8 protein-coding genes are annotated in these 12410 nt (G+C 63.3%); 1 reads left to right on the top strand and 7 read right to left on the bottom strand.

Annotation, left to right across the window (positions count from 1 at the left end; translation table 11 throughout):
• Positions 1-216: 216 nt before the first annotated feature.
• Complete coding sequence (locus tag B0G81_RS34820; protein ID WP_134143296.1) at positions 217-1374, top strand: porin; 1158 nt, start codon at positions 217-219, stop codon at positions 1372-1374.
• 10 nt (positions 1375-1384) lie between these two features.
• Here the strand turns inward: B0G81_RS34820 and B0G81_RS34815 are convergent, their stop codons facing one another.
• From B0G81_RS34815 to nirB, 7 genes are all read right to left on the bottom strand, one after another.
• Positions 1385-1750, bottom strand: a complete 366-nt coding sequence (locus tag B0G81_RS34815; RefSeq protein ID WP_134141837.1) for a metalloregulator ArsR/SmtB family transcription factor — start codon at positions 1748-1750, stop codon at positions 1385-1387.
• A complete protein-coding gene (locus tag B0G81_RS34810; RefSeq protein WP_134141833.1) occupies positions 1734-2195 on the bottom strand; it encodes an SRPBCC family protein in 462 nt (153 codons plus the stop codon). The genes B0G81_RS34815 and B0G81_RS34810 overlap by 17 nt, the downstream gene beginning before the upstream one ends.
• A 128-nt stretch (positions 2196-2323) precedes the next feature.
• Positions 2324-2812, bottom strand: coding sequence for an MgtC/SapB family protein (locus B0G81_RS34805; RefSeq protein ID WP_106281196.1), 489 nt, complete (start codon positions 2810-2812; stop codon positions 2324-2326).
• Positions 2813-3002: 190 nt separating this feature from the next.
• Positions 3003-4370 carry an MFS transporter gene (locus B0G81_RS34800; protein WP_134141828.1) on the bottom strand — a complete coding sequence of 456 codons (1368 nt, stop codon included), beginning with the start codon at positions 4368-4370 and terminating at the stop codon, positions 3003-3005.
• A 207-nt stretch (positions 4371-4577) separates the two neighbouring features.
• Positions 4578-8789 (bottom strand): bifunctional nitrate reductase/sulfite reductase flavoprotein subunit alpha, encoded by a 4212-nt coding sequence (locus B0G81_RS34795; protein WP_134141826.1) that lies wholly within the window; start codon positions 8787-8789, stop codon positions 4578-4580.
• Between the two features lie 35 nt (positions 8790-8824).
• Positions 8825-9178 (bottom strand): nitrite reductase small subunit NirD, encoded by a 354-nt coding sequence (nirD, locus tag B0G81_RS34790; protein ID WP_106281190.1) that lies wholly within the window; start codon positions 9176-9178, stop codon positions 8825-8827.
• A 32-nt stretch (positions 9179-9210) separates the two neighbouring features.
• Entirely contained in the window at positions 9211-11751 is a 2541-nt protein-coding gene (gene nirB / locus B0G81_RS34785; RefSeq protein WP_134141825.1) for a nitrite reductase large subunit NirB, read from the bottom strand.
• Positions 11752-12410 lie beyond the last annotated feature (659 nt).

Here is a 12410-nt window from a genome sequence, read left to right as displayed (position 1 = left end):
TGAACGGAATTTTTCTCTGGGTCACCGCCCCGCCACAAGCGAATAATTCGCGGGACAAACATTCGAAAAAATCACGTTTATCCAGGGATGTGCCTCATTCGCGATTCCCATCCCGAATAGCAGAATCCGGGCTTTGCCAAAAAGCAGCGGTCGTCGAACGCCTGCGGGTTCGTCCGGGGAATTCGGTCCGCTCACTACCAAGGTATGGAGCTCATGATGAAAAAGAACCGCATTGCGACCGCCGCGTTCGCCGCACTCGCCTCGCTGGTGGCGTCGCCGGCCTTCGCTCAAAGCAGCGTCACGCTGTACGGCGTGCTCGACGAAGGCATCGACTACACCAACAACGCGGGGCACGGCGCGGTGTGGGAAATGGCGAGCGGCTATGCGCAAGGCAGCCGCTGGGGCATGAAGGGTTCGGAGGATCTGGGCGGCGGCCTGAAGGCCGTGTTTCAACTCGAAAACGGCTTCGACGTGAGTTCGGGACGGCTCGCCCAGGGCGGCCGCATGTTCGGGCGTCAGGCGTATGTGGGTCTGAGCGATGGTCGCTTCGGCACGGTCACGCTTGGGCACCAGTACGATTCCGTGGTCGATTACCTCGCGCAGACCACGGCCAACGGCAACTGGGCCGGCTACCTGTTCGCGCATCCGTATGACAACGACAACACCGACAACTCGTTCCGCCTCGGCAACAGCGTGAAGTACGCGAGCCCGGAGATGGCGGGCTTTCAGTTCGGCGGCGCTTACGCCTTCAGTAACGACACCCACTTCGCGAACAACCGCGCGTATAGCTTCGGCGGTCAATATGCGAACGGCGGGCTGCTGGTCGCGGCGGCCTATATGCAGGCGGACAATCCCGGCGTGGGCTCGACCGGCGCGATTACCGCAAACGACGCCAGCTTTATCGCCGGACGCATGCGGGTGTTCGGCGGCGGCATCAACTACACGTTCGGCTCGGCGACGGCCGGTTTTGCCTACACCAACTCGAACTACAAGAATCCGACGGGCAACGGCTATATCGGCAGTCCGCTGGCCGCGCCGGGCGTCACGTTGAATACGCTGAAGTATCAGAACTTCGAAGTGAACGGCAAATACCAGTTCACGCCGGCGTTCTTTGTCGGCGCGCAGTACGTGTACACGATGGAAAACTACGATGCGTCGTCAGGCAGCGTGAAGCCGAAGATTCACTCGGTCGGCCTGATGGCGGATTACAACCTGTCGAAGCGCACCGACGTGTATGTGCAGGGCGAGTATCAGAAGGTCGCGGGCGATTCGACTCACTCGATTCTCGACAACGCGTTCATTCCCGGTGTGCAGGCACCGTCGTCGACGGGCACGCAGGTCGCCGTTCGGCTGGCGCTGCGGCATAAGTTTTAAGCGACGGTTTTCAGTCCTCCACCGCCGCCTTCAACTTCGACAACGCGTGATCCCACTGCCGCGAGATCGCGTCGAGCGCGCGGCGCGCTGCGTCGAGTTGGGTGGGCTCGAATTCCCACAAGCGTTCACGGCCCACCTTCACGTCGCGCACGAGACCCGCGTTGGCGAGCACCTGCAAATGCTGCGTGACGGACTGCCGCGTGATGTCCGTTCCCGCCGTGAGTTGCGCGATCGACATCGCGCTGCCCGCGCACAATACCGCGACCAGACGCAGACGTGTCTCGTCGCCGAGCGCCGCGAAAATGGCCGCGGAACTGCGCAGCGCCGCCGCCTTCAGAGCCGCTCCGCCAGACGCCTTCTTAAGCCTTGGCGACATGCTGTTCGATGTTGGTCATCTGTTCTTCCCAACCGCCGCTATTCATACGGAACGCCTCTTCGCGGCGGCCGGGGGGAAGTTGATCGAAGCCCGACTCGACCACGCGCAACAGGGTGCCCGACTCGACCTCGGTCAGCTCGAAGACCACCAGCGTGGTCGGCTCCGGCGAATAGTCCACCTTGATATCGACCGCGGCCGGATGCCAGCGCCAAGACAGGTGATGCTCCGGTTCGACGCGTTCAACATGCACGTCCATGACCAGATACTCGTAGCCCGGATAAGTAATGTTGCCCTGCACGGACTGGCCGGCCACGAACTCTTTGCCGGTGAGATTCACGCCGAACCAGTTACCGAATTCCTCGGCATTGGACAATGCACGCCAGACTCGCGAGCGCGGCGCCTTCAGCAGAATCTGTTTTTCGATGCGATCGGTGGATGTGTTCATATGCAGCCTCCTGTCGACCATGCAACATAGTCGCGAGCTGCATATTAGAAGCCGCGCGGCCAACATGCAAGTATTTGACTGCATTTTTGCATGCTGGTTTTTCGTAGGCTCATGCGCCCACCGTGCCTTTATTTTTCTTCCTGTTCCCCGCTCTTGAACAGCCGCGCGCTCGACAGAATGGCCAGCGCGATCGCCACGCTGAGAATCGCCGTGGCCTCGCGCCCGAGCCCCGCCGCCACGCCGACGCCCGCGCTGAGCCACAAGCTTGCCGCCGTCGTCAGACCGCGCACCTCGCGCTCGGCGCTGAGCTTGATGATGGCGCCCGCGCCCAGAAAACCGACCCCGGACACGAGTCCCTGCAAGACCCGGCTCATGTTGTCCTGCGAAAAACCGGCCTGCAGCGGCACGACCACGAACAAGGCCGCGCCGACCGACACCATCATGTGCGTGCGCATGCCGGCGTCGCGCCGTGACATCTCACGCTCGAAACCCAGTATGCCGCCGAGTATCAAGGCCAGCCCGAGGCGCATCAGGACCTGAGTGACGTCGGCCGCGCTGCCGAGATCGGAGAACTCTGCCCGGGCGGCTGCCCACACCGCGTGCCACCAGTTGTACATTACATTTGCCCGACGTTCTGGAAAACGCCAAGCATACGACAATAACGCGGCACTGCGTGGCTCATCCCGTCTGCGTTTTCTTCACGAACGCGCTCATGCTGATTTTTGATCGGCCGCGGCGCGCGATCCGCAGCGCCACGTCAGCGTGGCAGCGTGGCAGCCGGATCGCGCGCGTTACTGCGTTACTGCATCACTCCGTTGCGTGCGCGTGCATCACACCGGTGTGCATCGACCACGCCATCCACGGACGGCGCAGCGCGACGATCGCGACGAACGCGCAGGCCGCGAGCGCGCCGAACGTCGCGAAGCCCATCTGATAGCTGCCCGTGCTCTCCTTCGCAATACCCATCACGACAGGCAGATAGAATCCGCCGATGCCGCCCGCGGCGCCGACAATGCCCGACATCAGACCCGTGCGGCCGGCCCAGCGATGCGGCACCAGCTGGAAGGTCGCGCCGTTGCCGAGACCGAAGGCCACGTACAGGCACAGCAGCAACGCGATGCCGCCGGCCATGGTCGGCATCACCGCAGCGAACACGAAGTCGCACAACGAGATGATCGCGAGCAGGACGGTCAGCGCGCGCACGCCGGACACCTTGTCGGCGATCAGACCGCCGAGCGGACGCACCATCGCGCCAGTCGCGGCGAGCAGCGCCATGAAGAGGCCGGCGTCGATCTTCGAGAGCTGATAGAGGTTGGTCAGCAGCAGCGTGACATACGAGGACATGCCGACGAATCCGCCGAACGTAATGCTGTACACCAGCATGATGGCCCACGTGTCACGCTCGGCCAGCACTGCGCGATAACGCTTGGGCAGTACCGCAATCGCCAGCAGAGCGCCGATCACCGGCAACAGCAGCACACCTGTTTTGCCCGAGCCGAACATGCCGGCTTCGACCAGCAGCACCAGCACGATCAAGCCGATCAGCGTCACCGCGAAGCTGCCGAATGCGCGTAGCGCGCTGCCCGTTTTCACGCCGGAGTCGTTCGCCCAGAAATACAGCGTGATCGCGGCGATCGCGAGCAACGGCAGAGCGCCGCCGGCAGCCATCTGCCAGCCGTAGTGCGTCGCCAGTTGCGGGAACAGAAAGCCGTCGAGCACCGCGCCGATATTGCCGGCCGCGGCGAGGCCCAACACGAGGCCCTGCACCTTCGGCGGATAGTTGCTGCCCGCCATCGGCAGCGCCACCGCGAAACTCGCACCGCCCACGCCGAGGAACACGCCGAGCACCAGCAGCATCGTGTACGACGGTACGGACGGCATCAACGGCAACACGATGGTCGGCACCGCCGACAACAGCACGCCCATCAGCGCGATGCGCTTGCCATGTGCGGATTGATACAGGTTACCGAGCGTCACGCGCAGGATAGCGGCCGACAGCACCGGCACCGCGACCAGCAAACCCTGTTGCGCGGGCGTCATCGCGATGCTCTTGCTGATGAACGGTGCGAGCGGTCCATACAGGACCCACACGGTAAAGCCCGTGTCGAAATAGAGGAAACACGCCACCAGCGCGCGCCAGTCCCCACTCTTTAGGGAGCTCATCACGTTTTTCATCAGATATCCTCACAAAACTGATTTTTCGACTATCCAGCAGATCGCGCTACGCGCCACGCACCGGAATGATCACCATGTTGATAATCGGCATAAACACGCAACCTCCATGCCATGCGGTTCCTTCTTTTGAAGCTGTACTGCGTACTCTTTGAAACCTTGAAACCTTGAAACGCGAGCGCGCTCGTTGCGCTGAAAACCGCATGACTATCAATAAACGTCGCGTGCGTAGCGCTTTTCCTGCGCGAGGCGGTTCACGTATTCGAGAGCTTTTTCGTCGCTCATGCCGCCGTGACGGGCCACCACTTCCTTGAGCGCCGCGTCGACATCTTTCGCCATCCGGTTGGCGTCGCCGCATACGTAGAAATGCGCACCGTCTTCGAGCCACGACCACAGTTGCGCACCCTGTTCGCGCATGCGGTCCTGCACATAGACCTTGTCCGCCTGGTCGCGCGAGAACGCGACGTCGAGGCGGGTTAGCACACCGGTATCGCGCAACGATTCGAGTTCGTCGCGATAGTAGAAATCGGAGGCCGCGTGCTGCTCGCCGAAGAAGAGCCAGTTGCGTCCCGTATCGCCGCGCGCACGCCGCTCGTGCAGAAAGCCGCGAAACGGTGCAACGCCGGTGCCGGGACCGACCATGATCATCGGCGTATCGGAACCATGAGGAGGACGAAAGTGCGCGGACTTCTGCACGAACACAGGCACGTTGACATCACCCGCGCGGTCGGCGAGAAACGTCGACGACACGCCTTTGCGATGACGCCGGCCATTGCTGTAGCGCACCGCGGCAACCGTCAGATGAACTTCGCCCACATGGGCTTTCGGGCTCGACGCAATCGAATAGAGACGCGGCTGCAGACGCTTGAGCATGCCGGTCAATTCGGCGGCCGTGAGCCTTAGCGGAAATTCGTGCAGCACGTCGGCGATCTGCTGGCCCCACAACCACTGCTTGAGGTCGGCCTTGCGCTCGGGCGACAGCAGATCGCGCAGCGTGCCGTTGTTGCTGCGCGCGGCGACGAACGCGAGCAGATCGGGACTCGGCCGCGCGATCTCGTAGTGCTTGCCGAGCGCATCGGCAAGACGCATTTCGCCCACGCCGGCCACGTTCACCGCGGCGTCCGCGCTCACGCCGCTCAGTGCGATCAATTCGTCGACGAGTTCCGGGCAGTTGCTCGGCCAGACGCCGAGCGCATCGCCTGCTTCGTATTCAAGTCCCGAGTCGCCGGTGCGCAGCGAAAAGTAGCGCGTGTCTTTCGCCGCGCCCTGTTTGTTCAGGCGCAGATTGCTGACGAGCCGCGATGCGGCCGGCCGCGTTTTGGTCGCCACCGTGCCCGGCACGACCGCGTTGATCATGCCGCCCGGCGGCGCGGCATACAGTGCGGCATCCTCTTCCTTGATACGCACGATGATGCGTTCGAGCCACGCGTCCGCGCTTTCCTGATACTCGCTATCGCAATCGACGCGCTCCGTCAGGCGCAGCGCGCCTTGTGCAGCGAGTCGATCGTCGAGACGCCGGCCGTGGCCACAGAACTGGTCGTAGTTGCGATCGCCGAGCGCGAGCACCGCGAAGCGCACGCCGTCGAGGCGCGGCGCGCCCTCGCCGTTCAATTGCGTCCACAAGCTTTGTGCGTTGTCGGGTGGATCGCCGTCGCCGAAGGTGCTCGTCATCAGCAGCACGTATTGAGCTTTGGCGAGCGTCGATGCCTGATAGTCCGCCATGCACGACGTGCGGATTTCGAAGCCCGACTCCATCAACCGCGTTGCGTAGGCTTCGGTCAGCGACTCGGTGTTGCCGGTTTGCGAGGCCCACAGCAGCGTGACCTTCGGCCGCGCGCGCACGATGCGCACGCCGGACGACCCGTGCAATGTTTCTGTATTCGCCGCGGCGTGCGGCGTTGCCAACGCATCAGCCAGAACGGTCGCACTGCGGCTATAAAGACCGGCCAGTAGACCGTCGACGTAAAGACGGCTCGCCGTATCGAACGGCGCGCTACCCGGCAGAACCGGCACGCGGTCGATACCTTGCGCTTCCGCCGAGCGCAGTCCATTCACGAAGCCGGCGAGATACGTGCGCTCCTGATCGGTGAATGAAGGCGCGGGAGCCGGCGACAACTGCAACAGGCTGGTGAGTGCTTCGATACGGGGCATATCCAGGTCCTCGGCGCTAGCCGATACGGTGTCGGCCAGCGCAGCGCTCGCGGCGACTGCAACGGATGCATCCGCCAACGATACGTCGTCGTCATTCAGGAACGGCTCGACGCGCTCGACCGCCACCGGGCTCAGCGCCACGGCGCAGAACTTGAGTTCGGGCTGCTGCGAGACCGGGTCGATGGCGTCGTTCGTCACGGCGTTGATGCACAGGTCGTCGCCGAACACGTCGTTCCAGTGCATCGGCGCAAAGCACTGTCCCGCGCTCACGCGCTCGGTCACGACAGCCGGCAACACCGCGCGACCACGGCGCGAACGAATCTCCACCGGGTCTTTGGCCTTGATGCCGAGCGTGGCGGCATCTTCGGGATGAATCTCGACGAACGGGCCCGGGTTCAGCCTGTTGAGCATCGCGACCTTGCCGGTCTTGGTCATGGTGTGCCATTGATGCTGCAAGCGGCCTGTGTTCAATACGATCGGAAACTCACGATCCGGCAGTTCAGCGGGCGCCGCGTAGGCGCGTGCGAAGAACATCGCCTTACCGCTCGCCGTCGGAAACACGAGCCGCGGACGGCTGCCGTCGGGCCGTTCCTCGAGCGGTTGGCTCACGCCGTCGTTAAGGTAGCGAACCGGGTTGCGGTCGGCAGAATCATCCGATGCAAGCGGCCATTGCAACGGAGTCTCCTTCAGGCGGCGATAGCTCGCACCACGCAAGTCGTACCCGGTTTTCGGATTCGACGCGCGGGTGATCTCCGCAAAGACTTCCTCGGCGCTCGCGTAAGTGAAGGCATCGGCGAAACCCATTTCGCACGCAACGCGCGCGATGATCCGCCAGTCCGGCAGCGCCGCGCCCGGCGGCTCGATGCCCTTTTGCATCAGCGTCAGATTGCGCTCGGAGTTGATCATCACGCCTTCGGCTTCGGCCCACAGCGCGCCGGGCAACAGCACGTCGGCATAACGGTTGGTCTCGGTATCGAGGAACGCGTCCTGCGCGATCACGAGTTGCGCCGCGCTCAAACCGTCGATCACATTCTGACGATTCGCCACGCTCGCCACCGGATTCGTGCAGATGATCCAGCACGCCTTGATCTCGCCCGCCGCCATGCGCGCGAACATATCGATCGTGCCGTTGCCGACCTGTGGCTTGAGCGTGCCCTTCGGAATGCGCCACAGGTCTTCGATAAACGCGCGGTCCTGTTCGACCAGCACCGACCGCTGGCCCGGCAGGCCCGGCCCCATGTAACCCATTTCGCGGCCGCCCATCGCATTGGGCTGGCCCGTCAGCGAAAACGGACCGCTGCCGCGCCGGCAAATCTTGCCCGTCGCCAGATGCAGGTTGCAGATCGCGTTGGTGTGCCAGGTGCCGTGCGTGCTCTGATTCAGGCCCATGGTCCAGCAACTGATCCACTCTTTGGCCGTGCCGATCATCCGCGCGGCCTCGCGGATATCCTCGACGGCGATGCCGGTGATTTGCGCGACGCTATCCGGCGTGTAATCGGCGAGAAATGCGGGCATCGCATCCCAGCCTTCGGTAGCCTCGGCGATAAATGCGGCATCCGTCTGGCCGTTTTCGTGCAGCAGATGCAGCAGGCCGTTGAGCAACGCGAGATCGGTGCCCGGCTTGATCTGCATGAACAGATCGGCCTTCTCCGCCGTGGTGTTGCGGCGCGGATCGACGACAATCAGTTTGGCGCCCGCCTTCACGCGATCCATCATGCGCAGGAACAGAATCGGGTGGCAGTCGGCGATATTCGCGCCGATCACGAAGAACAGGTCAGCGTGATCGATGTCTTCGTACGATCCGGGAGGGCCGTCCGCGCCGAGCGACAGTTTGTAGCCGCTGCCCGCGCTCGCCATGCACAGGCGCGAATTCGATTCGATGTTGTTGGTGCCGACAAAGCCCTTGGCGAGCTTGTTGACGAGGTACTGTGCCTCGATCGACATCTGCCCGGAGACGTAGAACGACAGCGCGTCCGGCCCATGTTCATCGAGCAGGCCGCGCAAACGCGCTGCGGTGGTGCTGATCGCCTGTGCCATCGGCAGCGGCGCCGGGTCCTGGCCACGCGCGTGACGCACGAACGCGCCTTCGAGACGCCCAGACTTGCGCAACGCGACATGCGCCGATTGCCCCTTCGTGCACAGCCGTCCGAAGTTGGCCGGATGCTCCTTGTCGCCGGAGATTTTTACGACCTGGCCGTCCTCCACGTGCAGCACCATGCCGCAGCCAACGCCACAGTAGGGGCACACGGTTTTTACGTTTGTAGAGGACATGGGCGGGCAACGTCGTTAAAAAAGAATTCAGCGATTCAAACCGCGACCCACACCTGGCCGTTTTCCACGCGCGCGGCAAACGCGCCGACGGAGTGCGCCGGTGTTTCGAGGCACTCGCCGGTACGCAAATCGAAGTGATGCTTGTAGATCGGCGAGGCCACGACGATGCGTTCGCCGAGACTGCCGATCAATCCGCGCGAGAGCACCGCCGCCTGCGAGCCCGGATCGAAGTTTTCGATCGCGTACACGATCGGGTCCGCGTCACCGTTGTTCACGTGAAAAACCGCGACCTGTTCGCCGTTGACGAGCGCGCAAACACCCGTGTTGGGCACGATGTCGTCGAGCGGGCAAACCGGCGTCCAGGAGCGTGGCAGGCGATCGTTGTTCATGACGGAAGTCCTCGGTGAATAGTGCGGTTCAATCAAACGGTTTCGACGACAACGGGAATTGCGGCGAGCTTCGAGCGCCGCTCGGCGGGTGTGGCCGGCCGGATCTGGCCGCGCTCCTCGACGAACGCGACATGGCTGTCCGACTCGGCGCTGTTGACGAAATGACGGAAGCGCTTGCGCGTTTCGGGATCGGTGACGGCCTTCTTCCATTCGCACTCGTAGGTGTCGACCACGTGCTGCATTTCCGACTCGAGTTCACCGGCCACCCCGAGACGATCGTTGACGACCACGTCGATCAGGTAATCGAGCCCGCCTTCGAGGCTCTCGCGCCACACGCTGGTACGTTGCAGACGGTCGGCGGTGCGCACGTAGAACATCAGGAAACGGTCGATGTAGCGCACCAGCGTTTCCTTATCGAGGTCCGACGCGAGCAGTTCGGCGTGGCGCGGCTTCATGCCGCCGTTGCCGCACACATAGAGATTCCAGCCCTTTTCGGTCGCGATGATGCCGACGTCCTTGCCCTGCGCTTCCGCGCATTCGCGGGTGCAGCCCGACACGCCGAACTTGATCTTGTGCGGCGTGCGCAGGCCCTTGTAGCGGTTCTCGATCTCCACGGCGAGACCCACCGAATCGCCGACGCCGTAGCGGCACCACGTCGAACCGACACACGACTTCACGGTACGCAGCGACTTGCCATACGCGTGGCCGGATTCGAAACCGGCGGCGATCAGTTCTTCCCAGATGAGCGGCAGTTGCTCGACGCGCGCGCCGAACAGATCGACACGCTGACCGCCGGTGATCTTCGTATAGAGGCCGTACTTCTTCGCAACCTGGCCGACCGCGATCAAACCATCGGGGGTGACTTCGCCACCCGCCATGCGCGGCACGACAGAATAGGTGCCATCACGCTGAATGTTGGCGAGGTAGTAGTCGTTGGTGTCCTGCAGCGAAGCGTGCTCCTTCTTCAGCACGAACTCGTTCCAGCACGACGCGAGCACGCTCGCCACCACCGGTTTGCAGATATCGCAGCCCAGGCCGTGGCCGTGCTTCGCGAGCAATTCGCCGAAGCTGCGCACGCCTTCCACACGCACGATGTGATACAACTCCTGGCGCGAATACGCGAAGTGTTCGCAGACATGGTTATTGACCGCGAGGCCCTGCTTCTTCATCTCGGCCTTCATCACCTGAGTGACGAGCGGCACGCAGCCGCCGCACGAGGTGCCGGCGGTCGTCGCGCATTTCAAAGCGCCGATATCGGTCGCGCCGGCACAAACGGCGGCGCACAACTCTCCCTTCGAGACGTTGTTGCACGAGCAGATTTGCGCGGAAGCCGGCAAGGAATCAACGCCGAGCGCGGGTTTCGCATTGCCGTCGGCCGCTGGCAGAATCAGGAATTCAGGCGACGCGGGCAATTCGATGCGGTTCAACATCATTTGCAGCAGCGTGCCGTATTCGCCGGCGTCGCCCACCATCACGCCGCCCAGCAGATATTTGCCGCACTCGGACACCACCAGCTTCTTGTAGACCTGCTTGCGCTCGTCGCTGAACTGATACGCGCGGCTGCCCGGCGTGTTGCCGTGCGCGTCGCCGATGCTGGCCACGTCCACGCCCATCAGCTTGAGCTTGGTGCTCATGTCCGCGCCGGCGAATTCGGCCGTGTCGCCGAGCAGTTGTTTCGCCACTGCGCGAGCCATGTCGTAACCCGGCGCCACGAGGCCGAACAACTGGCCGTTCCACAGCGCGCATTCGCCGATCGCATAGATGTGCGGATCGCTCGTGCGGCATGCGTTGTCGATCACGATGCCGCCGCGCGGGCCGAGCGTCAGTCCGCTCGCGCGCGCCAGGTCGTCACGCGGACGAATGCCCGCGGAGAACACGATCATGTCGGTGTCGAGGTGGCTGCCGTCGGCGAATTGCATGCGGTGCGTGCCCTGCTCGCCATCGACGATCGCCGTGGTGTTCTTCTGCGTATGCACCGTCACGCCCAGTTCTTCGATCTTGCTGCGCAGCACGCGGCCGCCGCCGTCGTCCACCTGCACGGCCATCAGACGCGGCGCGAATTCGACCACGTGCGTTTGCAGGCCCATGTCGCGCAGCGCCTTCGCGCATTCGAGCCCGAGCAGTCCGCCGCCGACCACCGTGCCCGTCTTCGAACGCGCGCCGCATTCACGCATCGCTTCGAGATCGTCGATGGTTCGGTACACGAAACAATCCGCGCGCTCGCGGCCCTGCACGGGCGGCACGAACGGATAGGAGCCGGTGGCGAAAACCAGCTTGTCATAGGGCAGCGTTTCGCCCGTCGATACCGTCACGGTGCGCGCATCGCGATCGATCGCCACGGCCTTCGCGTTCAGCTTCAGCAGCACGTTCTGGCGTTCGAAGAAACCCGGTTCGACCAGCGAGAGATCGTCCGCCGTCTTGCCCGCGAAAAACTCGGACAGGTGCACGCGATCGTAGGCCGGCCGCGATTCCTCGCACAGCACGGTGATATCGAGGCCGTGCGCGGCGTCCTGGGCGAGGCACTCGACCAGTTTGTGACCGACCATCCCGTGACCGATAACGATGATTTTCATGAGCGCGGTTTCCTCAATGTGCTGGTTGCGAGCGACGCCGTATGGCAGGTGGCGAAAACGATTCTGGAAATAAAAACGGCGTCCCGCGAACCCAGTCGATGACTGAATTCGGGGACGCCGTTGTCCTGACCTGTCCTGCAGCGAGTACTTTGTGTTGCACTCGCGCCGGATCCACGTTGATCCGATGGCAAGGCTTAATGCAAAGCCTATGCCAGTTGCACCAAATGCCCGTAAGGAGGCCGTGGCACGGGGGTTTGCGGCGAATCGCATGCGTGTGCGGCAAAGCGGGCGCACGACGCGTTTTGATGCAGCGGGGCACATGGATGGTGCGACGCAGCACCCTGCGCGTGCGAGGTGCACGCTTGCGAACGGTGCGGAGCGTGCGCGTCGGCGGCGTTATTTGCGAGGCGTGGCAAGGCGTACAGCGCGCGTGGCCGATGCATGGCGTAGTCCTTGCATAAGCAGTGGCGAGTTCATGGCGGCAATGCGGCAGCCACGACATGCAGCACATACCCATGCGGGCGAAACACAACGCTGTGTTTTCGCCGTGCTGGAAGCGAAACGGCAGAGCAGCACACACGCAGTAAACGGACAACGGCGTCCCCTCGTGATCACCACGAGCGGACGCCGTTTTTTATTGGGCGCCGGCGCGACAGCGA

It is taken from the genome of Paraburkholderia sp. BL6665CI2N2 (genome assembly GCF_004366535.1).
Classification (GTDB): domain Bacteria; phylum Pseudomonadota; class Gammaproteobacteria; order Burkholderiales; family Burkholderiaceae; genus Paraburkholderia.
Note: the sequence above shows the minus strand (reverse complement) of the source record. Positions and strands in the feature narration are given on the sequence as shown.

Excerpts from the sequence above, each read along its gene's own strand:
- B0G81_RS34820 (WP_134143296.1), top strand. The coding sequence starts at position 217 with ATGAAAAAGAACCGCATTGCGACCGCCGCGTTCGCCGCACTCGCCTCG.
- B0G81_RS34815 (WP_134141837.1), bottom strand. The coding sequence starts at position 1,750 with ATGTCGCCAAGGCTTAAGAAGGCGTCTGGCGGAGCGGCTCTGAAGGCG.
- B0G81_RS34810 (WP_134141833.1), bottom strand. The coding sequence starts at position 2,195 with ATGAACACATCCACCGATCGCATCGAAAAACAGATTCTGCTGAAGGCG.
- B0G81_RS34805 (WP_106281196.1), bottom strand. The coding sequence starts at position 2,812 with ATGTACAACTGGTGGCACGCGGTGTGGGCAGCCGCCCGGGCAGAGTTC.
- B0G81_RS34800 (WP_134141828.1), bottom strand. The coding sequence starts at position 4,370 with ATGAAAAACGTGATGAGCTCCCTAAAGAGTGGGGACTGGCGCGCGCTG.
- B0G81_RS34795 (WP_134141826.1), bottom strand. The coding sequence starts at position 8,789 with ATGTCCTCTACAAACGTAAAAACCGTGTGCCCCTACTGTGGCGTTGGC.
- nirD (WP_106281190.1), bottom strand. The coding sequence starts at position 9,178 with ATGAACAACGATCGCCTGCCACGCTCCTGGACGCCGGTTTGCCCGCTC.
- nirB (WP_134141825.1), bottom strand. The coding sequence starts at position 11,751 with ATGAAAATCATCGTTATCGGTCACGGGATGGTCGGTCACAAACTGGTC.